This window comes from Bacillus sp. JJ1532 (assembly GCF_036965085.1).
Lineage (GTDB): Bacteria > Bacillota > Bacilli > Bacillales > Cytobacillaceae > Cytobacillus.
The window spans coordinates 51,609-72,445 of the sequence record NZ_JBALOW010000001.1 but is presented as its reverse complement, the minus strand read 5'-3'; the positions used below and the strand labels follow the sequence as shown (position 1 = coordinate 72,445).

At 35.2% G+C, this 20,837-nt stretch carries 21 protein-coding genes; 12 read left to right on the top strand and 9 right to left on the bottom strand.

From position 1 onward, the window contains the following. Window positions 1-166 precede the first annotated feature (166 nt). A complete protein-coding gene (locus tag V7122_RS00390) occupies window positions 167-1,012 on the top strand; it encodes an AraC family transcriptional regulator (RefSeq protein ID WP_335346026.1) in 846 nt (281 codons plus the stop codon). Between the two features lie 141 nt (window positions 1,013-1,153). On the opposite strand, the gene V7122_RS00385 is transcribed toward V7122_RS00390, so the two are convergent. Next, on the bottom strand, window positions 1,154-1,387 hold the full coding sequence (locus V7122_RS00385; protein ID WP_335346027.1) for a DUF3006 domain-containing protein: 234 nt from the start codon (window positions 1,385-1,387) through the stop codon (window positions 1,154-1,156). An 18-nt stretch (window positions 1,388-1,405) separates the two neighbouring features. Next, window positions 1,406-3,043: an MBL fold metallo-hydrolase gene (locus V7122_RS00380; RefSeq protein ID WP_335346028.1), complete on the bottom strand. Its 1,638-nt coding sequence runs from the start codon at window positions 3,041-3,043 to the stop codon at window positions 1,406-1,408. 171 nt (window positions 3,044-3,214) lie between these two features. Between V7122_RS00380 and V7122_RS00375 the strand changes: the two genes are divergently transcribed. Next, a complete protein-coding gene (locus V7122_RS00375) occupies window positions 3,215-3,811 on the top strand; it encodes a dienelactone hydrolase family protein (protein WP_335353325.1) in 597 nt (198 codons plus the stop codon). Window positions 3,812-3,971: 160 nt separating this feature from the next. Here V7122_RS00375 and V7122_RS00370 read toward each other — a convergent pair whose 3' ends face one another. Continuing rightward, on the bottom strand, window positions 3,972-4,463 hold the full coding sequence (locus tag V7122_RS00370; RefSeq protein WP_335348354.1) for a hypothetical protein: 492 nt from the start codon (window positions 4,461-4,463) through the stop codon (window positions 3,972-3,974). Between the two features lie 865 nt (window positions 4,464-5,328). Between V7122_RS00370 and V7122_RS00365 the strand changes: the two genes are divergently transcribed. Both V7122_RS00365 and V7122_RS00360 read left to right on the top strand, forming a co-directional pair. Then, window positions 5,329-5,886 carry a sigma-70 family RNA polymerase sigma factor gene (locus V7122_RS00365; protein WP_335353326.1) on the top strand — a complete coding sequence of 186 codons (558 nt, stop codon included), beginning with the start codon at window positions 5,329-5,331 and terminating at the stop codon, window positions 5,884-5,886. Window positions 5,887-5,900: 14 nt separating this feature from the next. Then, complete coding sequence (locus V7122_RS00360; protein WP_335525318.1) at window positions 5,901-6,902, top strand: DUF4179 domain-containing protein; 1,002 nt, start codon at window positions 5,901-5,903, stop codon at window positions 6,900-6,902. A gap of 187 nt (window positions 6,903-7,089) precedes the next feature. Here the strand turns inward: V7122_RS00360 and V7122_RS00355 are convergent, their stop codons facing one another. The 3 genes from V7122_RS00355 to V7122_RS00345 all read right to left on the bottom strand — a co-directional run bounded on the left by V7122_RS00355 (window position 7,090) and on the right by V7122_RS00345 (window position 10,000). Beyond that, the gene (locus V7122_RS00355) at window positions 7,090-7,956 is read right to left on the bottom strand and encodes an RNA polymerase sigma-70 factor (RefSeq protein WP_335346788.1); all 867 of its coding nucleotides are present in this window, start codon (window positions 7,954-7,956) and stop codon (window positions 7,090-7,092) included. A gap of 14 nt (window positions 7,957-7,970) precedes the next feature. Beyond that, the gene (locus V7122_RS00350; RefSeq protein WP_335346789.1) at window positions 7,971-9,245 is read right to left on the bottom strand and encodes a phytoene desaturase family protein; all 1,275 of its coding nucleotides are present in this window, start codon (window positions 9,243-9,245) and stop codon (window positions 7,971-7,973) included. Between the two features lie 125 nt (window positions 9,246-9,370). Beyond that, window positions 9,371-10,000 (bottom strand): homoserine/threonine efflux transporter, encoded by a 630-nt coding sequence (locus V7122_RS00345; protein ID WP_335346790.1) that lies wholly within the window; start codon window positions 9,998-10,000, stop codon window positions 9,371-9,373. A gap of 140 nt (window positions 10,001-10,140) precedes the next feature. Between V7122_RS00345 and V7122_RS00340 the strand changes: the two genes are divergently transcribed. From V7122_RS00340 to V7122_RS00330, 3 genes are all read left to right on the top strand, one after another. Then, window positions 10,141-10,968 carry a TrmB family transcriptional regulator gene (locus V7122_RS00340; RefSeq protein ID WP_335355347.1) on the top strand — a complete coding sequence of 276 codons (828 nt, stop codon included), beginning with the start codon at window positions 10,141-10,143 and terminating at the stop codon, window positions 10,966-10,968. Window positions 10,969-11,218: 250 nt separating this feature from the next. Then, window positions 11,219-12,361, top strand: a complete 1,143-nt coding sequence (locus V7122_RS00335; protein WP_335344885.1) for an MFS transporter — start codon at window positions 11,219-11,221, stop codon at window positions 12,359-12,361. Window positions 12,362-12,750: 389 nt separating this feature from the next. Beyond that, window positions 12,751-13,287, top strand: coding sequence for an HXXEE domain-containing protein (locus V7122_RS00330; protein WP_335344884.1), 537 nt, complete (start codon window positions 12,751-12,753; stop codon window positions 13,285-13,287). 282 nt (window positions 13,288-13,569) lie between these two features. Here V7122_RS00330 and V7122_RS00325 read toward each other — a convergent pair whose 3' ends face one another. Then, window positions 13,570-14,331, bottom strand: coding sequence for a glycosyltransferase (locus V7122_RS00325; protein WP_335344883.1), 762 nt, complete (start codon window positions 14,329-14,331; stop codon window positions 13,570-13,572). Window positions 14,332-14,713: 382 nt separating this feature from the next. Between V7122_RS00325 and V7122_RS00320 the strand changes: the two genes are divergently transcribed. Further along, window positions 14,714-15,172: an SRPBCC family protein gene (locus V7122_RS00320; RefSeq protein WP_335346442.1), complete on the top strand. Its 459-nt coding sequence runs from the start codon at window positions 14,714-14,716 to the stop codon at window positions 15,170-15,172. 140 nt (window positions 15,173-15,312) lie between these two features. On the opposite strand, the gene V7122_RS00315 is transcribed toward V7122_RS00320, so the two are convergent. Next, window positions 15,313-16,155, bottom strand: coding sequence for a carbonic anhydrase (locus V7122_RS00315; protein WP_335346443.1), 843 nt, complete (start codon window positions 16,153-16,155; stop codon window positions 15,313-15,315). Between the two features lie 342 nt (window positions 16,156-16,497). Here V7122_RS00315 and V7122_RS00310 point away from each other — a divergent pair, with 342 nt between their 5' ends. Next, window positions 16,498-17,055 (top strand): histidine phosphatase family protein, encoded by a 558-nt coding sequence (locus tag V7122_RS00310; protein WP_335346444.1) that lies wholly within the window; start codon window positions 16,498-16,500, stop codon window positions 17,053-17,055. Between the two features lie 117 nt (window positions 17,056-17,172). Here V7122_RS00310 and V7122_RS00305 read toward each other — a convergent pair whose 3' ends face one another. Next, on the bottom strand, window positions 17,173-18,141 hold the full coding sequence (locus V7122_RS00305) for an NAD(P)-dependent alcohol dehydrogenase (RefSeq protein WP_335346445.1): 969 nt from the start codon (window positions 18,139-18,141) through the stop codon (window positions 17,173-17,175). 271 nt (window positions 18,142-18,412) lie between these two features. Between V7122_RS00305 and V7122_RS00300 the strand changes: the two genes are divergently transcribed. The 3 genes from V7122_RS00300 (at window position 18,413) to V7122_RS00290 (ending at window position 20,769) form a co-directional block, all read left to right on the top strand. Beyond that, entirely contained in the window at window positions 18,413-19,093 is a 681-nt protein-coding gene (locus tag V7122_RS00300) for a DUF2306 domain-containing protein (protein WP_335346446.1), read from the top strand. A gap of 489 nt (window positions 19,094-19,582) precedes the next feature. Continuing rightward, window positions 19,583-20,254, top strand: coding sequence for an oxidoreductase (locus V7122_RS00295; protein WP_335353813.1), 672 nt, complete (start codon window positions 19,583-19,585; stop codon window positions 20,252-20,254). A 65-nt stretch (window positions 20,255-20,319) separates the two neighbouring features. After that, complete coding sequence (locus tag V7122_RS00290; protein ID WP_335525315.1) at window positions 20,320-20,769, top strand: hypothetical protein; 450 nt, start codon at window positions 20,320-20,322, stop codon at window positions 20,767-20,769. Window positions 20,770-20,837: the final 68 nt, after the last annotated feature.

Genomic DNA, 20,837 nt, shown 5'->3' with positions numbered 1-20,837 from the left:
CCCTTCTACTCGACTAGTTCAAGAAGGAAAACTCCTAATGATAATAGAACTAATCTGATTAGAGAGTCATGTATATCCGACATCTTGGTGCATAAAATGTGGGATATTAAATTCCTTTTTCTTATAAATATATTATAAGTGAAAGTGAAAGTGAAAGAATGAAAATATGGATTGGCTGGAAAGAATGAATAACGCATTGGTTTACATTGAATCTAATCTTGACGGAGAGATTGATTATAAAAAGATTGCACAAGTTGCTTATTGTTCGGAGTATCATTTTTCAAGAGTGTTTTCATCAAATTCTGGTATATCACTCTCAGAATATATTAGAAGCAGGCGACTAAAACTTGCTGCTTTTGAGATTCAAAAAAGTGATATTCGGGTTATTGATATAGCAATTAAGTACGGTTATTGGTCTGCTGACTCGTTTTCTCGTGCTTTTCAAAAGACACATGGAATAAAACCCTCTGAAGCCCGAAATAAAGGGGTGCAATTAAAAGCCTTTCCAAAGATTTCTTTCCAAATTTCAATAAAAGGAGATACTGAATTGGATTACAGAATTGAAAATCTTGATTATGAATTAAGAATTGTTGGAAAAGGTAAGCCTGTTAAAACGAGTAGGGCATTTAAAAACATTCCAACGCTTTGGAGCAGTGCAAAGAAAGATGGGTTTATGCAAGAACTAAAAGATATGGCATGGGAAAATCCAAAATGTACACTTGAAAGCCTCTTAGGAGTTTGTGGTAGGGAAGCAGCAATAACCGACGATGAATTTACTTACTTTATGGGAGTACGATATGATGGGGAACCTCCAAGTGATATGGAAATCCTTATCATTCCTGCAAGTACCTGGGCTGTTTTTCCGAATATAGTTGATGCGTGGAAACGACTTTATACAGAATGGGTTCCAACTTCTGGCTATGAACTGGCCAATTTACCATGCATTGAATGTTATTACGGTCCGAAGCATAAACCAAGCCATGAACTTTGGGTTCCTGTTATATCTAAATGATTTCATATACGCTGAAATGGAAAAAGAAAGGCATGCAACAGATAGAATTTCCATTAATATATCATCAAATGGATTTTAATTTTGATAGATGGTTTGTATTTAAAGGTAATGAGGAAAACAAAAAGCACCTCCGAAGAGATGCTATTTATTCTTCAATTTATTAATTAAATCATTAACCTTACTTCTCATTTTTTCCGTCTCATCGTTAAGCAGAGAAATCGAATATTGATCATCATTTTTTGTCACTGATAAAATATCTCCTTCTCTAAATTCCTCGAGTTCTTTTTTAGGGACAAGAAGTTGTTCTTCCTCATTAGGATATTTTAAAAGAACTCCAAATGATTCTTCAAAGCGATCAAGAGTATATTGGATCATTCAAAGCAACTCCTTTTTTTAACGCTCACATGCCCATCCGTCATTATCGCGATCGTGTTTGGCAGCATAGGCTGGGTGGCCAGTTTTTACACCATTTGGGTAGTATTCCCGCATTGCCGTACAGTTACTAAATGATGTAGGTGCTCCCGGTATTACATATGTTCCTAAACCTGGGTCTGCTGGTTGTTCAGGAGTAGTTACAGGTGGTTCTGGAACAGGAGTAGGCGTTATTGTGACACCATTCCATGGCTTAGTGTTGAAAGAATAGGTCAACCCGTTTGTGCTCATGGTAATATTACCAGAAAACACAGTAGAGTATAGTAAAGATCCTGCACTCTTCAGACGGCTTACAACTTCCGGATGAGGATGGCCATATGAATTTTCATAACCATATGATAAGACTGTTGCAGCAGGCTTAACAGCATTAATAAATGTCTCAGAACTGCTTGTATTTGAACCATGGTGTCCTGCTTTTAATACTGTAGATTTAACAGCATAGCGACTGATAATTTCTTGTTCTGTGGCAGTGTCAGCATCGCCCATCAACAAGACACTAATGTTTCCATAGGTTAAGCGCAGCACAATCGATGCTTCATTGTTATCGTCTCCAGCTTCAGCAGCGTTCAATACAGTTAACCCAAGATGAGAATCCAGATTAATCGTACTTCCAGCTTTAGGAATCACATAATTGATATTTTTGGCATCAACCAATGACAATAAATCATAGTAAGTCTGAGTCGTATGTGCTTGTCCAGAATCTACAAAGTTACTTACTTGAAAAGTATTAAGGACTGAAATTAATCCCCCGATATGATCGGCATCTGGATGAGTAGCAACTACATAATCAAGATTGGTTACTCCTTTACCTTTCAAGAAGCTAACCACTTCATCTCCGGCTGACTTTGCCCCACCATCAACAAGCATACTTTTACCGTTTGAAGTTTGGATTAAAATAGAATCTCCTTGCCCTACATTGATAAAATGAACTTGTAACGGCTTATTATTTACGATATCCAATAAAGCCAATTTACTCTTTGACGGTGTTTCATATTTAATAGATGAATCTTTCTTTACAAAAAGTCCTCCGCCAATCCCATACATTCCTCCATTTGCGCTTTTATAGGAATATACCCGGAATTCTTCGCCTTTTGTTAGTGTTTTTACCAGTTTCATATTTACATCGTAAACTGGTGTATTGCCGAGAACTGTGATTTTTCCAATTTGGCCTTTCTTTAATTCTGTTTTCCCCCACATAATTTTGGTGGACCCAGCAGGAGTAACAGTATTTTGTGGAGTTGACGATTGTTGTTCAAGCAGTGCTAATTTTGCTTTTGAAGGCGTTTCGTATTTTATTTTGGAGCTCTTTTGGATATATTGTCCGCCCCCTACGCCATACAATCCGTCGTGTGCGCTTTTATAGCTGTAAACACGATATTCTTCTCCAGCTTTTAATGTACGAACAGCCTTCAGTGAACCATTCGCATCTAAAGTGACCAAATCTGTATTTGATAAGACCGTCACTTTGCCGATTTGGCCAGCCTTTAACTCTGTTTTTCCCCACATTACACGGGTTGCAGCATGTGCATCATATGATTGAAATCCCGCGAAAGAAAAAAACAATACGGCTGCTAATAACAACATAACTACTTTTCTCATTGTTTTCCCCCATGATAGATTTAGTCTTTAAACCAAAATTAATGATACTACAGGAATTGGGTATATCGAACAGGGATTTTAATCCAGTTTCAAACAATAAAACTCTTTAACTCTTAATGATATAATTTCTATTGATTATATGATTGTAGAATCACTTTGAAGGGGAATAAAATGCTTCAGATACTAAAAGAATCAGATAATTTGATTATTGTGATACACGAAATCTATGGTATTAATCAACATATAAAAAATTTTTGTGATTTATTATCAAAACAAGACTTTGACGTTATCTGTCCGAACTTATTAGAACGAGAACAAGCATTTGATTATTCTGAAGAGAAGATTGCTTATTTGAATTTTATAGAGAATGTAGGGTTCTCTATCGCTGTACATAAAATAAAGAATTTATTATTAGGTGTTAAAAATGAATACCAAAAAATATATATTATTGGATTTAGTGTTGGGGCAACTGTTGCTTGGTTGTGTAGTGAGGAAGAGTGTCTTGATGGGGTTGTGGGATATTATGGTTCAAGAATTAGGAATTACACACAAATAGTGCCTCTATGTCCTATAATTTTATTCTTTCCTCAAGAGGAACAATCCTTTAGTGTGGATGAGTTACTATCAAATTTGGATAAGAAGAAGAATATCGAGACATATAAATACTTTGGACAACACGGATTTAGTGACCCATACTCTACAAAATATAATGAAAAATCATCCCAAAACGCTTTCAATGAAATGCTAAACTTCTTAAAGAAACATTAATTCAAAACAAGGATGTTATACAACTATAGGTGCAGTTTAGTTGAATAAGGAATATTAATTTTATAGGGTTATGGAAAGAACAAAATATAATAAAAAACTCGCCAAAAACTGAACGAGTTTTAAATACCTATTTTTATTGCTGGTTGAAATAATAATGCGCTCAACATAAAACAATTATACGATAGGGTGTGGTTTGAGCAGGGATACTTCTTGTGGCAGGTCCATAGAAAACAATTAAATCTCGGTTCGCTGGATATCTTGAAAAGAGTTGCCCATTCGTTAATAATATTTGGGTATAGGGAGATAAATTTAATTGTAATTGTCCATCACTACTCACCAATTGGTTATTAAAATAATCAACTATTACATTCTGATTTGGGTTATCTTTTACCATGACAAGCGCTTGATATTGTGGAGGGTAAATAAGAATAGCAGGTAAATCTCCATCATAATATCCTGTCACGCGATCTCCTACTCTGACCATTTCATGGTCAACGAAATAAGTTGAGGGTGAAACCACGAAATTTACTATTGATCCCAATTCATTTTCTATTGTAAATAATTTATAACAACCTTCTTTTTTACCATTTTGACCTGTGAAAAATTCACTAATCACCGTGACAGTTCCATGAAATGAATAAAAATTCGTCATACAATACCTCCAAAATAAAAAGATAGGGACGATCTTTTATTTTGAGACTATTCGAGATAAGGCTTTTGAAGGATTTTAGTATAATGTAGGGATAGGAGGGCAGGCAACAGCATCTATAAGTCTTGGGTCAATACCGTAGAATTGCCAGAAAGCACCGTTCCATCTATATCCAGAGACTTCTCCATATTCCACACGAGTAGGGTAAAACCAAAATTGTCTGCCATTTATAAGCCATACATAAGTGTTTTGATATAGACAATCGACGATATAGGACACAGAAGGTTTTGGTGGTATGAATGTTGGAGGAGGGGATTGTGGACTCATTGTCCCCTGGCGTGGGAAATATCTCATGTGATTTCACTCCTTTTAGTTAGGGTCTCAACATTATATGTTGAGAAGAAGTAAAAGGATTATTTAACGCGAAAACTAAAGATTGTGAAGTAATGTACTTAAACTCATGGGTAGCGTTAGTTCAAGAAGAATTAAGTGATTTTCGGGTTAGGAACTTATTATAGGTATTCCATTAAAAGGCGCTTTCCTGGAACAAGGAAAAGCGCCTATTTTCATTATTGGGACAGATTGCTGAATAAGCAGAATTCCAATAAAATTGGTTGCTTTTCTTGAAATGGTTAGTGCCTGTTTTCGACTATAGTACAATTTAGTTGAATGAAAAATAGAATAAAATTAAATTGCCGAGGTCTGTTATTACTAAATATATCAATGATATCCTTCCTTTTATGAGCTAAGGAAAAAAATAATCTATACATAATAACAAAAAAGTTAAAAAAATAGAATTTCTTGATAGAAATAGGGCCAATGATTACGTAATAAGGAGTGTAGGGGGACACTTACAGGGAGGAAATAGATGAAAATAAACGATAGTAACGTTGTACAACAGTTAACAAAAAGAAATGAAAAAGCTTTATACTATATCATCGATTGTTACGGAGGTTTGATAAAGAAAGTTATCCAAAAGTACTTGTACAATTTAGAATCTATTCAAGAGGAATGTTTGGATGATGTACTACTTCTTATCTGGGAAAATATTCATTCATATGACCAAAGTAGAAATTCACTAAAAAATTGGATTGCAGCTATTGCAAAATACAAGGCAATTGATTATCAAAGAAAATACCAAAGATATTTAGAGCAAAAAGATATCGATGATGAGATGGTAGAAAGTCCATTTGACGTAGAAGCACATGTAACAAGAAATATGTTAAGTAGCACTACTGAGAAAATGCTCGGTTACTTAAAGAAAGAAGATCAAATATTATTCATCAAACATTATGCTGAAGACAAAAATATCGATGAATTATCGAATGAAACGGGTTTAGAAAGGTCCGTTCTTTATAATCGTTTGTCCCGTGGGCGAAAAAAGCTTCGGTCATTATTTCAAGGTAATTCAGCTAGTGGAAAATAGAATGAGGTGAATAGATGAAAAACTTATTTGAGCGTTTAAATGATGAAAAAATTAATCTATCAGAATTTGAAGGTGGCCAATTAACGGATATCGAAAAGAAGGCTACAAAAAAAAGAATAAAGGCAAAGTTAAAGAGTAGATCGGGTAATAAAAGAAGGATTCTTGCTGTAGCAGCTTCGCTTGCAGTCATAACAATTTTAGGGATGAATACAAATTATACTTTAGCGGATATTCCAATAATCGGAAGCGCACTAGAGAAATTTGTCTATTCGCAAGAAGATTCATTAAGCGATTATAAAACAGTCATTGGAGAATCGGTAGAAAGTAATGGAGTGAAGGTGACATTGAATGAAATAATACTAGATGAAGGTCAACTCCTTATTAGTAGTACATTCCATACAGATTTATCGGATAGTGACTTAGCTTATAATTGGTATTCAAACATAAGAGTTTATATAAATGGTAAGAAATCAGATCTCGGGGGAGGTGGAGGCCCCAAAGAAATAACCAATTCAGCAGTGAATTATTTTTGGGCTTCGGATATAAAAAATATTAATCTTCAAGATAATCAACAGATTAAAATAGACTTTAATAATTTGGAACGAAGTGATTCAAAGAAATTAATAAAAGGAAAGTGGAGTTTTGAATTTACTGCATCCGGTGAAAAACTCATGGCAGAAAAGAAATCAATACCAATTAATAAGTATATTACACTAGAGGATGGTCAGAAAGTGACGGTAGAAGAGTTGATATTAACTCCTGTTTCAACAATGATTACTTACAAAATGAATGATATTTCTAATGACCTTCACTTTAGGATTGAAGATCAAAATGGGATGGAATTGCAAGAATTCTCCGCACGGACTTCAAGTTATATTAACTATTATAGATTTATAGCATTAGAAAACAACATAACCAAACTTAGGATCATTCCATATATCTATTCTAATGATGCAGGAGTAGATAAAAACGGGGTAATTCTCTATGACGAAATTTTTGAAATAGATGTGAAATAAAGTAAGGGTTACAATGTTTGTGTCACTTTTGAATGACACAAACATTGATTCAAAATGAGACAAAATCTTGATTTATCGCCATTCTAATATTACAACGTTTGTCTCACTAGTCATTAACTATTCAACAAATACCCCTTTAGCCCAACGACAGTTCAGGCCATCTACAACAGATGGCCCATTTATAACATTATTTGTTTAAATGAATTAGTTTATCAGGATTCGAGACCATGTAAATCTTGGCTATTTTTCCATCGTTTACTTCAATTGAAACCACATAATCGATCCTTCCATCAATTATTACGACCATACCCGGACTGCCATTCACATTTTTAAATTGGTAAGCAGCATTCTCAGGAAGTTTAGTAATGACGCCTAGTAAGAAACGTGCAATATGATCCGCACTGAAGATTGGCCGCAATGCAGCAGTAACTTTCCCGCCACCATCCGAATAGAAAACGGCATCCTTTGTTAACATCGCATGAATCAGATCAATATTTCCGTCAAGGACGGCCTGAGAAAATTTTTCTATATATGTTTTCGAGTGGTGTTTATCAGACTTTTCAGAATGCGTTTTGTGCATAATTCCCTTTTTTGCCCGATGAAAAATCTGCCGGCAATTCGTGCTGCTTTTCCCTACGATTGAAGCAATGTCTTCATATTCATATTGAAAGACTTCACGCAACAGAAAAACGGCTCTTTCAACTTCGGTTAATTGTTGTAACAGCAATAAATAAGCCATCGATATGGATTCCTTTTTATCTAAAGAAATAGATGGATTGTCTATATCATCTTCTACAATTGGTTCGGGTAACCACTGTCCAATATAGACTTCCCGCTGTTTTGCTGCGGATCGCAGTTTATCAATGCACCGATTCGTTACGATTTTACATAAATAGGCCTTCAAATTATTAATTTTGGTCTCGTTATCCGCCTCTCCCAATAAAATAAAAGCTTCGTGCACGATGTCCTCTGCATCCATTGCACTCCCAAGCATCCTATAGGCTAAGGAGAATAGTAATGGTTTATAGGTTTGATAAACCTGGGCCATTTCCAAAATCAATCACTCTCTCATACTAAGACTTTACTTTTTTCCAGAATATGCGCGGCCGCCCGCTTTCCGCTCGCAACAGCCCCATCAGCCAATAATTCATCATGGCCTGCCCAATCTCCTGCAATGTAAAGTCCTTGCGTTGATGGAACTTCAGGTCCAATGGGATCATGCCGGCCAACTCTTGGGAAATCATGCACTACGGTGATTTTCGGCAAAAATTGTTGTGTGATAACCGCTTCCCTCCATCCTGGGTGGAGGAGATCCATTAATTTTTCCAGTTGTTCTTTATTTGTAAGAGGATCATAACCCTGGTATGTCGGATCATGATATTTTACTAAATGAACAACGGCATTACCTTCTTTACATACTTTAGCGGCCCTGGATTCATTAGTGAAAAAAATAGGCTGATCCAAGCCTATTACAAACTGATGGTCTGGATTAGGCAAATGGGTCAAACAGAGATCCAAACACGTTGCGGTAATCGGAACCGCCTGCCTTTTCCATAAAGATAGTGTAGAATTTTCAAGCAAACGACAGGCTTCATTAGGTGGTACTGCTATAATAATATTCTCAGCTTCAATGGTTTCGCCACTTGCACATTTAATGGTGTTTAATGGATGTCTGGATTCTACTTTTTCCACCTTACAATGACATCTTATTTTTACACCTAGACTTTCTGCCTTTTTTCTTAAATCCGCAACGATGGTCTCCCAACCGCCATCGACATAAATTACACCTGTTTTCAGTGTTCTTTGAAGTTGCCTTAAAACGGGGCGGGCTAGCTGAAGATGCGGGGCAAACGTATAAGTTGTTGTACGGCATAATGCATAAAAATGGTGCCTGATCATTGGACTTTTTATTTCTTTTTCTGCCCAGTCACTTAAACTAACTGTCATTATATTATCTATATTCATTTTCCAAATCTGAATGATCAACTGAGTAAATTGGATTTTTTCTGACCAAGAAATCACTGAAGACTTGAGAAGTGAACCTAGTCCAGTTGCAAAGGGAACCACTTTGTTTTTCCAAATACCATGCGTTTGAACAATCGCATTTTTTCCACTAATTTCAACACCAAGCTCTTTAAAAATAGTCATAGCTTCTCCACCCGAATACAGTGCATGAGCTCCGATGTTAAACAGTGCACCGTTTTCGTTATTAGTCATGGATCGCCCGCCAAGACGATTGGATTTATCAAATACAATGACATTTTTACCTTCCTTTGCTAAGTAATTGGCTGCCGTTAACCCTGCCAATCCACCGCCGATGATGGCTACATCAACTTTTTCCATTAAAATTCCCCCTTCATTCGTTCTACCCTCAAGACGATTGAAGGAAAGATTTTGTGACAAAATGAATAAAAAAACCGTTCAAATTTCTGAACGGAGAGAATCAAATTATGCGTTAGTTAATTTATTCAAATTCCTGTTTTTATGCCAAAACCTACTAAAATTAGACCGGTTGATTTTTGGAATGCCTTCTGGAATTTGGAGTTGTTCAACCACTTTTTGGCGTAATCAATTAGATAAACTAGAACCAAAAACCACGATACAGCGAGTAGGGTTAGGATTAAGGCTAATACAATCAATTGCTGGTCTACATTTTCATTCAAATTGATAAATTGCGGCATGATTGTGATATAAACTATAACAGTCTTTGGATTAAGAATATTACTAAGTAACGCTTGCATGAAGGAATCTTTATTATATCGATTTGAATACTCAATAGGTGTATTTGCTTGAGCTTGAATTTCTTTTATAGAAAATACGCTTTTAGCAAAAAAACTTTTTATTCCTAAATAAATTAAGTATGCGGCTCCCAGATATTTGATGGTACTAAAAAGAATGACAGACTTTGCAATGACAACAGATAATCCAAGAATAGCAATTAGCGTCCAAAAAGAAAGCCCTGTTGCCATTCCGAGAACCGTATACCGTCCAGCTTTTGTACCATAGCTAAGCGTGTTTTTCACAAGGAGCATAGTATCTGCCCCTGGTATAATAACCATCATTGCAGCAATTGATATGTATGTTAGTAAGCTATCCATACTATTTCTCCTTCCTTCTCATTATAGTGACTACTTAGGTAACTACTCGTAAAGTATATCAGATGATTTTGGAAACAATCAACAGATTTTGCTAAAATATTAGTTACAAAGGTAGCGACTAAGGTTTTGTTGGAGGGCTTATGAAAGAAAATATTTTAGAAATATTAAAAAATCTTAATTTTACCGAATATGAAGCGAAAGCATACCTTACTTTATTGGAAGAATCGCCTCTAACCGGCTATGCAGTAGCAAAAAATTCCGGTGTACCACGTTCAAGAATATATGAAGTTCTGGACAGTCTCGCGATGCGAGGAGATATTCTGGTTAGTCCTGGAAACACACCACAATATACGCCTGTTCCTGCAAAGGAGCTAATTAAAAGCCGCCGAATGAAAGCAGAAGAAAATTTTGAACTGGCAGAAAAATCATTAGCGGAGTATGAACGGTCTGCAAATGACCGTGAAAATATTTGGAATATCACGGGACGCAATGAAATACTCGAAAAGGTAAAGGCTTGTATATTATCTGCTAAAAAAAGAATTCTTTTAGAGGTCTGGAAAGAAGAGTTCGAAGAGTTGGAGTCTGAATTAAGACTGGCAGCAAAAAGAGGGGTCAATGTAACGATTATTGCTTACGGGGAAATCTTATCTGATTTTGCTAATGTTTACCTCCATTATATGGGTCATGAAATTACAGAAGAGTATGGTGGAAGATGGATTGTTATTAGTGGAGATGATTCAGAAGTAGTAGCAGGTATTGTCTCGCTAGGTAAAGATAGCCGTGCAGCATGGACAATGCATGTAGGTTTAGTCATGCCAATTACAGAATTCATCATTCACGATTTGTATCTTATGGAAATTATGGAGAAACATAAAGAACTTTTAGAGGAGAGTTTTGGGAAAAACCTAGTGAATTTACGCCGTAAATTTTCTATCCATCCAGATTTTAAAAAACATTACATGGACTAAATTTATACTATTTTTGTTGTTACAGCATAAGAAGAAAAGCATTATTCATAGCAAATAATGCTTTTCTTTTTAATGTAACAGGTATTAGAGTTCATAAGTACATAGCCATTGATCTTCAACAATCGGGCGCGTTTATTTAGGAATGCTCCCGATTTTTTTATTGGAAAAGGTTTCCGAAGAAGGAATAATTATAAACCAAGATGTAATTATTTAAGATATGGGTTTTTTATAAGAGAAAGGTGGATTCTTTATGAGATATATTTTGGAAAGGACTTATGCAATGGAATTACTTGAGTGGGCATATCAACAAAACCCGGGTCCATGGTTTGATCATTCAATTAATGTTGCAAGAGCTACTGAAAGTATTATCTCCCAGCTAATTAATAAAGGGTACAATCTTGATATAAATTTGGCATATAATGCTGCTCTTCTGCACGATATAGGTAGATATAAAGGTTTTACAAAATCTGTAATTCACTCTTATGATGGTTATATTTATATGAATGATTTGGGATATAAGGGAAATGCAATTATTTGTGTCACGCATTCATTTCCTTGTAAGAATGAACATCTAGAGATTGCTGCAGATTGGAGTCTTGTTCCTGATCATATGGAAAGTCTGTTAGTTGAAATATTGAATGAGCACAGTGATTATGATTTATATAATAAAGTTATTACCCTTTGTGACGCTATCGCTGATGCAGACGGCTTTACTACTCTTGAAAAAAGATTGATTTCAGTTGGTTTACGTCACGGAACAACCTCCCACACCTCATTACATTGGAAGGGATTTTATGCAATTAAGAAAGAGTTAGAAGCTTTAATTATTGGTTATTCACTGTTTTTTCTAACTCCTTTATTTCTAGCAGATGTACAAAAACTCCCTGCTAGCTTGATTGGATTTGCGATGGTACCCGCTGCTGCTGCATCGGCCATATTGAATAGACAAGGTGGAAAGCTTACGGATTCGAAGGGAACATCCTATTTATTCTTTCTTGCATCAAGTTTATTAATAGTATGTTTTTTCCTGCTTTCAACTTTAATCGGTTCGAGTGCATGGTTCATTGCGCTATTTCTAATCTTGGGCAATGTCGGCCAATCGTTTATGATGATTGTCATGTCTAAATCGATCTCAATAACATTGCCAAAGGAGCATGCAGGTGTTGGAATGGGCCTGCTAATGATGCAAAATTTCATTTCAGGCTCTATTGCAATCGGGATATACGGGAGAGCTATTGATATTGAAGCAAGTAGTTCGTGGAATCCATTTCTACAGTCATCAATGGGTGCTATATACAGTAATATTTTCTTTGTATTGGTTACCTTACATGTTGTTATTCTGATTGTTTACAAGTTAAAGATGCAAAAAAAATATAAAATCCTTAATGATTAATTCCTCATAATTAATACTGGCATATGCATGTTGAAAAGAAAGGAATTGAAGGCACAAAGTTACGTTCTAGCGAAATGCCAGGGAGTGTTGGTTCAAGAAGCTTATTTACATCTGTCTTAAATTTTGTCATTCCATAAAAGGGGGCAATTCCATAATAAGAATTACGCATTTTCTTTTGGAAAAGGGTCAGATTGTAGAGGAAAACTACCGAAAATAAATAAATGATAAATAACAACGAATATCTTTATTTAATTTAACAATTGGATATATATGTTATAATTGTAGAGAAGATTTCGAATAGTCAGTTCCAAGTTAACATTAGCATTTATTGAAGAAGGAGTGCAAATCAAAAGTAAATAAAATTAGAAAGATTCACAAGGGTGGAGATTATGGAACAATGGCTAGATGTTCAAACACTTATCTGGTTATTTCCGATTATGTTTGTCATTCATGATTTTGAGGAAATTATTATGGTTGAAAAGTGGATGAAAAAAAACTCAAATGTCATTTATGAAAGATTACCAAGAAAAATGGCTGACAGGGTAATCAAACAATTTTCCATGACGACAGCACAATTCGCAGTAGCAGTTTTATTTATATTCTTATTCGTAAGCAGTTCAACAATTATGGCAAACCAATTTGTGATTCAAGGATCACTTGCTAATATTTATTTTTTTACAATTATCACATTGACTTTTTTTTTGCATTCCTTTACTCATATTGGCCAATCTATATTTCTTCGTTCCATTACTCCTGGTTCATTGACATCAATGATTATCATAATTCCATATAGTTTAGTTTTGTATAACACATTATTATTAAATGGGATTCTAACATGGAAAATTATTTTTGCATGCTTGCCATTTGTCCTATTAATAATTCCTATTGCTTTAGTTGCTCATTGGATAGGAAAAAAAGCAGTATAAAAGTTCAATATACTGCTCTTTCGCTAAAGTAATTGTTACACGATCTTCCATAAAAGGGCGCGTCTATTTAGGAATTCGTCTTTTATTTAAGAGGGCCAGATTATGGAAGATCTTTTGAAGATAAGCTGCCCGATAGTTTAGTAACTTCATAAAAAAAGCGTTAATCCTTCTACGATTAGCGCCACTGTTTATTTAATTATATTTTTTCACAGTCTGTTTACCTTCTAATCTTGAAACCTAGCTTAAGTTTAATTCATGAATAATCTAATGGTACTTATATTTTTATCTATCTTGATTTTCATAGTATGCTTCATCTGCATATTTCTGGTCTGTTCCTTTAAGATAAGCTAAGATCATTTTCGGACGTTTAAGTAAAACCCAGTCTCCATGTTTATCAAACTTTCTGCTTGAAGTTATCATCCCATTTTGAATCGTCCCGTATTTTTTTCCCTTCTTTTTTCCCCACACTTTTAAACGTTTAGCGAAATCTGCATCTTCTGCCATAAGCATATTTTCATTAAATCCCTTAATCGAATTAAAATCCTTTTTGTAGCACCAGAAGATTCCCACGGAAATTGCTCCATATTTAAATAATAGTGGCCCAATTAGTAATAAGGTTGAAACAAAAATACCTAAAGACATTCTTTCAAATTTCCCTGTAACTCCCCCGCCAATGTACTTTCCAGTGGCTAAGTTCTCCTCTACCTTAGACAACACATGTTCGTTCATCTGTGTATCTGCATCAATTGTAACGATGATTTCACCTCTAGCTATTTCAACACCTGCGTTCCTAATCTTAGAAAGGTTTTTGTCGTTATTCTTTATTGTGATACATTTATACGATTTTGCAATTTCTTCTGTCCTGTCTGTACATCGATTTAACACAACAATGATTTCAACTTGATTATTAAATAATTTAGAGGCTTTAGAAATGGATTCTAAGCATTTTCCAATGTACTTTTCTTCATTATGAGCGGGTATAATAATTGAAAATTTTATTTCCTCTTTATTTGTATCTTCTGAAGAGTTCTCCTTTTCGATCATGAAATAGCTCCCCCTATAAATGAAACAATTTATAATTCTTTAACTGTAACTTGAAACTACCAAGAGTGAATGATGTTTAATATCCAAAATTCACCTCATGATATTGAAGCCAAAACAAACACCCTCCCTATTATGAATATTATCACTATTACCAAATGTTTGAATCATATTAATTTAATATTTTTGTACATATTTTCAACTAAATGGATATTATGTTTAAATTTATGGGGGATATTGTGAATAAATAAACTATATGTCAGGATAGTTGATAAAGGATTCTTTTAATAGTTTGGAGAAATGTTTTGGGTAATTTATTTTGAAAGGATATATTGTTGGTTAAATTATAAGTGCAGAAGTGAACAAAGAAAAAGGAGATTACATAATGACGAACCTGAAGGAAGTATCAGTTGCAAAAGTAGAAATGCTTATTAGAAAACCTGTTGAAGAGGTATTTGAGGCTTTTATCGACCCTTCCATTACTACAAAATTCTGGTTTACTAAAAGCAGCGGAAGATTAGAAGCGGGAAAACGTATTCGTTGGGATTGGGAGATGTACGGAGTTTCTGCTGAACTTGATGTAAAACAGTTGGAACAAAATAATAGAATTCTCATCAAATTTGACGATGACACGACCGTGGAGTGGATTTTTACACCTCGGTCAGAAGGAACCTTTGTAACAATTATTAACGAAGGATTCAAAGGTAGTCCAAATGAAATAGTTCATCAAGTGATAGATTCAACTGGAGGTTTTACAATTGTTCTATGTGGTTTAAAGGCACTTCTTGAACATAACATCATCATGAATCTTGTTTCGGATAGGTTTCCTGACGCTCACGTATAAAAATGTACTTAAACAAAATCAAAACGAAATGTTGATCAACAATCGGCTCGATTTTTAAACAACATAGGCAGAAATGATTCATCTTTTTTATAAAACACAATCTTAAATTCTGCCGGATAAAAATCCATTTTAATCAAACTTTATTTACTGAAATAGTTAATTCTTACTTTTTTTACTTCACGTTCATTTAAGGATTGAACAGGTCGATGGTTATCAGGGAAAATGTTGCGGAATTTATCGATTTGTTCTTTAGACATTTCAATCGGCTCCTCCAATACAGCCCATATTACAGCTTCTGAGCATGGAGGAGTTGTTAAAGAACCATTATATCGAAACGAATCTTTATTTTTCGGTAATAAGCTCATTAAGTCGATGGGCTTTGTCAATTTAACATCTTTTGTTGTTTCTTCTGTGGGAATGACGTTCCAGGCCTTTTCTAGATAAATATTTGACGCTCCCTCTTTAATCATTAAGCCAAGAACGGCTAATTGGTTATTAGCATCCTTATGTACAAAATGTAATTCCATATCAAAATTCTGCCCATTAAATTGATGTTCACTTGGTGTATGGAAATGGAATTGTGCTAACTTATATTCCTTATTGTCAACGACAAAAGAGTTATCCAGGGTGGAAGGGTTGCCCTGAATCGTATATCCGTTGTTACTTAAGGAGAATCTAGTAGGCTTATAGTTAATATCAAGATTTGCTATTTTATCATCTTCTATAACTTGTGATGTTTGGATGTTGATAGGGGACTGCTCTTTCCCGTTTGTACATACTGCGTAATCGGGATTTATGTCACCCCAATGTTCTGGTCCTGTTTCCCCTTCGTAAGACCAATGGGCTGTATGTACATCAATTGACTTTTTCTTTTTATTTACAACATCATATTTAGCCGCATCGGGTGAAATAGAAGAATACGCTACTAAGGACAAAACTAGAAAAGACATTAACAATGAATAAAATATTTTTTTTGCTGGCATAATTTTAACCTCGTTTATATTGATTCATGTAATAAATGTATTTTTACCTCGATTATTGGATTTTAGTCGTTGTTTATATAAAATTCAGCGGACATACGTTCCGTTATTTTGCGGAAATGTTTCATTTTTACGTGATTAATATTAAATAAGTACCCAGTGTCCGATAATTCCTCCAAATCCTGTTATCTATGAAAATAGCGTACTCTATGTCCCTAAAAATATTGATACAATGAAATCCGAGAAAAGAATGCCTTTTTTCGAACAGGGCTTGAACTGAATAAGATAAGTAATAAAAAGCAGGGATTACCTTTACTTTACATATTAATATGGAGCTGATTTTGAATGACCCATTTATATTTTGTCCGACATGCTCATTCGACATATACACCTGACGAGTTAAGAAGACCTTTATCAAAAAAAGGAGTAGTTGACTCACATGAGATTACTGAATTATTAAAAGAAGAGCAAATTGATATTGTTATTTCAAGCCCATATAAGCGTGCAATTCAAACTGTTGAAGGGATTGCTCATTATTTTAATAAAGAGATAGAAGTGATAGAAGATTTTAAAGAACGAAGGTTAACCGCAGAACCTGTAGAAGATTTTACTTTTGCGATAACAAAGGTTTGGGAAGATGACCATTTCTCATGGGAAGGCGGAGAATCCAATGCAGTCGCTCAAAAAAGGGGCGTGGATGCCACTATTCAGATATTAGATAAGTATGAAGGTAAAAATATCGTTATAGGTACACACGGTAACATTATGGTTCTAATTATGAATTACTTTGATAATCAATATGATTTTGCATTCTGGAAAAATCTCGATATGCCCGATATCTATAAATTAACTTTTGATGGGAGAGAATTAAGAGATGTAAAAAGGTTATGGGAGTGTGTTTAATTTCTTTTTGAAAAATAGTTAATTTGAACGCACATCTTATTATTTTTAAAATGTGCGTCCGATATAATAATTAGCACGATCAGAGGCATTAATGTTACAAATTCTAAATCTATTAAACTATACTGTAATGACAACTTTTCCTTGTGCATGACCTTCTTCAAAGTATCTGAATGCTTCACGTACTTCACTTAACTTATACTGTCTATCAATTACTGGTTTTACTTTACCAGCCTCAAGCAGTTCTTTCATATATTTTAGATCCTTTTGGTTTGCTCTTTGTAATAGACTGCTCATTTTCTTACTTCCTGTCATTGAATGAAAAGGTCCAAATATTAAGGTCTGGTATAATTGAGATTCGGAGCCCCCAACGTGAATGAAATTTCCATTTGGTTTAAGTGCGCGTTTATAAGCGGAAAGGGGGTAAGAGCCATTAACCCCAAGAATTAAATCATAAAGCTCCTCGCGTTGGGTGAAATCATCTTTTGTATAGTCGATAACATGGTCTGCACCAATGGATTGCAATGTTTCTAAATTCCTCGTACTACATATACCAGTAACTTCAGCTCCGAATGATTTGGCAATTTGTACCGCGAAAGTACCGACACCACCCGATGCCCCATTAATTAATACTTTGTGTCCCGACTTAATTTTTCCCTTATCCCGTAATCCCTGTAAGGCTGTAACTCCTGCCATTGGTGCGGCAGCAGCCTCCTCGAAAGAGATATTGGCTGGTTTTAAGGCTAAGGCCTCTTCAGGGACAGCTACATATTCAGCAAAAGCACCCCAGCCATACTTAGAGAGGTCACCGAACACTTCATCACCTGGTTGAAACTGCTTAACATCTTTGCCAACTGCTTCAACTTGACCAGAAATATCACCCCCTGGTATAGGGTGTTTTGGTTTTTGTAGGCCGAAAGCTAAACGAGCTAGGAACGGTTTTCCTTTCAAAAGAACTAAGTTACCAAAGTTCAAGGATGCAGCATGAATCTTTACCAAGACTTCATTTTCTAAAGGTCTCGGTTTCTCAACTTCCTGCAGTTCAAGTACATCAGGTGAACCATATTTGTTGCTAACGATAGCTCTCAAAAATACCCCTCCAATTATAAATAAGAATAACAACCAATTAAAGTTGATTATGAATCCTACTGTAATACGTATTAGGGAAGGGATAGATTCGAATTTATTTGAATTTTAAAAAATATATTTTGAATGTGAAGCAAACTCAATCCTTTTTAGAAGGTAATTAAAAAATTAGTTTAAAATGGAAATTTATTCTTGAAAATGAACTGTGTGTCATTTAAAATAAAATGACGCACAGTTCATTTTATTAAAGAAAAGAAAGGAGGCGGAAGCGTTTATGAAAGCATCAACTATTAAAAAATTTGGCAGTGGCATAGTTATCATGTTCGCAATTGTATTGACCATTTCTGCAATCGTAAGATATTTTGTAATGGATCCTGCCACGTCTAATACAACTTTGGTTGAGCAGGGAATGAATATGTATGACTTTCATTATCAACCATGGAACATCGTTTTATTTGCTCATATTATGACTGCTTCACTTGCCATTTTGATCGGCCCATTTCAATTTTTCAAAAAGCTTAGGAACAAACGAAAGTCGCTGCATCGAAACATGGGGAAAATTTATGTAGTTTCAATTTTAATCAGTGGGATTACGGGGATTTATTTGTCGTATTTTGCGTTCGGGGGAGTTATCTCTAAACTAGGATTTTTCTCTTTATCGACCGCTTGGCTTATAACCGCTTATTTGGCATATAAAAACATTCGAATGAAGAGAATTCAAGAACATGAACGATGGATGTATAGAAGTTATGCAGTGACCTTTGTTGCGGTCACCTTTCGAATCTGGTCAGCTGTCATTGGTTATTCCTTAGATAATTTTGAACTTGGCTATACAGCAGCGATTTGGGTCAGCTTGGTTGGGAATTTGGTTATAATGGAATACTGGCTGAGAAGAAAGTTATATCAGAATAGAAAGTTAGAAACCATTAAAACGAATCATACTTTGTTAGACTAATGGAAGCTATTGAAAAATAGGATGGAATCATAAAATTTTTGCCATCTTCTTTATATTATTAGTTTTATATATTTATCCATCCAGGGGAAAATTTAACACTTTGGAAATTAGACATAGTGAAAAATTCTTATAAGTGCTTATCATATGAATGCTTTAAAAAATATAAGGTGAGGTTGCTGATGCAGCCTTTTTTTATTTGCCACCTTAAGCCCTAATAGAAAATGCGGTAAAATGAATCTAAAAAACATGGTAGTCAAAGAAGTAAAGATTGAAGGATTTCATAGGTTTGAAGTGAATAAGAATATTAGACAAAAGGTTAAAGGAAGGTAAATTTGGGGGATGTAAAAAGAGTCATAGAATCAGACCTAACATCCCATGATAAACGGTGAGGAAGAGGTATAGATTTATTTACCAATCCGAAATTAAAAACCATTGATATTCAAAGGTTATATTTTATGAAATGAGTAAGCAGAAGGAAGGTATGGAGAGATGAATCGAAAAGCTGTTGTTGCTGGGGCTACTGGTTTGGTTGGGAAGGAGCTCGTACGGCTATTGCTGAATGACCCGGATTACACCGATATAACACTCATAGTGAGAAGGTCAACGGGGATCGTGCATGGAAAGCTTCATGAGAAGGTTATTGATTTCGAACAATTGGAGAATACCAATGTGAATCTGAAAGGGACGGATGTTTTTTGCACCCTAGGAACGACCATTAAAAAGGCTGGCACGAAAGAGGCTTTCCGCCTAGTTGACTACCACTATCCTTTGACAATAGGCAAAATGGCTAAAGCACAGGGAGCGAAACAGTTTTTAATAGTAACCTCAATGGGAGCGAATCCTTTATCACGTACTTTTTACATACGAGTGAAAGGGGAACTCGAGGAGTCGCTCCGCGAGCTTTGCCTTCCAGCCCTACACATCTTCCGACCTTCACTTTTGCTTGGTAACCGGGAGGAGTTTCGACTCGGTGAGAGAATCATGTCATCCGTTTCAGGAATACTTTCGCCTATATTCTCAGGACCTCTGCGGAAGTACAGTCCAGTACAGGCAAAATCAGTTGCAAACGCAATGCTTCTTGCGGCAAAAAGGGAGCAATCAGGTGTTTATGTCAATGAGAGTGATCAGATTGCGACAGTAAGTGAGAAAAGCGGGATCTAAAATAAGGCATAAAATTATTATTAAGGCTGCCGAATGAATGCTGTAACGAAGGGAGTCTGGTGCATTTGAAAAAAACAATGTTATTTCTTCTTTTATGTATTTTTACATCTACTTCATCTGTTCAGGCACTTAGCTGGGCCTATTCCTTTGTTGTTTGGAAAGGAAATGTATATGAAGTTACAAAGGAAAATATACTTGAAATTGAAATAGGGAAGGTTATCGGAGAAGTAAAAACAAAACCTAATGATATGACTGGAAGTCACTATGGGAATGCCTCAAATTATTATCCAAAAGGAACAAAATACTATGAAATAAATGGTATATCCACGAAATCTGCCATTGCTGTGGAGACAGAAGAAAACAAGTGGGTAAAGGCTGTTTATGTTCATAAAGCCCCTTTTCATTGGATGGGCATTGTCATTAAGGTCTTGCCATTACTTGTTTTGTCGGCAATTGTGACTGTAATAATATTGAGGTTGAAAAAGACCTCGATCAATAACATTGAACGTGAATAATGATAAGGAATAGGGCCTTCACGATAGCCAGTTTGCCCTTCTATTGCCCGATAACCAAGGAAAATAGC

Bases quoted from the DNA above. Each gene is read 5' to 3' on its own strand.
- V7122_RS00360 (WP_335525318.1), top strand. From the start codon at position 5,901: ATGAAAAACTTATTTGAGCGTTTAAATGATGAAAAAATTAATCTATCA.
- V7122_RS00385 (WP_335346027.1), bottom strand. From the start codon at position 1,387: ATGATCCAATATACTCTTGATCGCTTTGAAGAATCATTTGGAGTTCTT.
- V7122_RS00370 (WP_335348354.1), bottom strand. From the start codon at position 4,463: ATGACGAATTTTTATTCATTTCATGGAACTGTCACGGTGATTAGTGAA.
- V7122_RS00325 (WP_335344883.1), bottom strand. From the start codon at position 14,331: ATGATCGAAAAGGAGAACTCTTCAGAAGATACAAATAAAGAGGAAATA.
- V7122_RS00320 (WP_335346442.1), top strand. From the start codon at position 14,714: ATGACGAACCTGAAGGAAGTATCAGTTGCAAAAGTAGAAATGCTTATT.
- V7122_RS00340 (WP_335355347.1), top strand. From the start codon at position 10,141: ATGAAAGAAAATATTTTAGAAATATTAAAAAATCTTAATTTTACCGAA.
- V7122_RS00335 (WP_335344885.1), top strand. From the start codon at position 11,219: ATGAGATATATTTTGGAAAGGACTTATGCAATGGAATTACTTGAGTGG.
- V7122_RS00315 (WP_335346443.1), bottom strand. From the start codon at position 16,155: ATGCCAGCAAAAAAAATATTTTATTCATTGTTAATGTCTTTTCTAGTT.
- V7122_RS00390 (WP_335346026.1), top strand. From the start codon at position 167: ATGGATTGGCTGGAAAGAATGAATAACGCATTGGTTTACATTGAATCT.
- V7122_RS00380 (WP_335346028.1), bottom strand. From the start codon at position 3,043: ATGAGAAAAGTAGTTATGTTGTTATTAGCAGCCGTATTGTTTTTTTCT.
- V7122_RS00295 (WP_335353813.1), top strand. From the start codon at position 19,583: ATGAATCGAAAAGCTGTTGTTGCTGGGGCTACTGGTTTGGTTGGGAAG.
- V7122_RS00365 (WP_335353326.1), top strand. From the start codon at position 5,329: ATGAAAATAAACGATAGTAACGTTGTACAACAGTTAACAAAAAGAAAT.
- V7122_RS00345 (WP_335346790.1), bottom strand. From the start codon at position 10,000: ATGGATAGCTTACTAACATACATATCAATTGCTGCAATGATGGTTATT.
- V7122_RS00300 (WP_335346446.1), top strand. From the start codon at position 18,413: ATGAAAGCATCAACTATTAAAAAATTTGGCAGTGGCATAGTTATCATG.
- V7122_RS00310 (WP_335346444.1), top strand. From the start codon at position 16,498: ATGACCCATTTATATTTTGTCCGACATGCTCATTCGACATATACACCT.
- V7122_RS00350 (WP_335346789.1), bottom strand. From the start codon at position 9,245: ATGGAAAAAGTTGATGTAGCCATCATCGGCGGTGGATTGGCAGGGTTA.
- V7122_RS00330 (WP_335344884.1), top strand. From the start codon at position 12,751: ATGGAACAATGGCTAGATGTTCAAACACTTATCTGGTTATTTCCGATT.
- V7122_RS00375 (WP_335353325.1), top strand. From the start codon at position 3,215: ATGCTTCAGATACTAAAAGAATCAGATAATTTGATTATTGTGATACAC.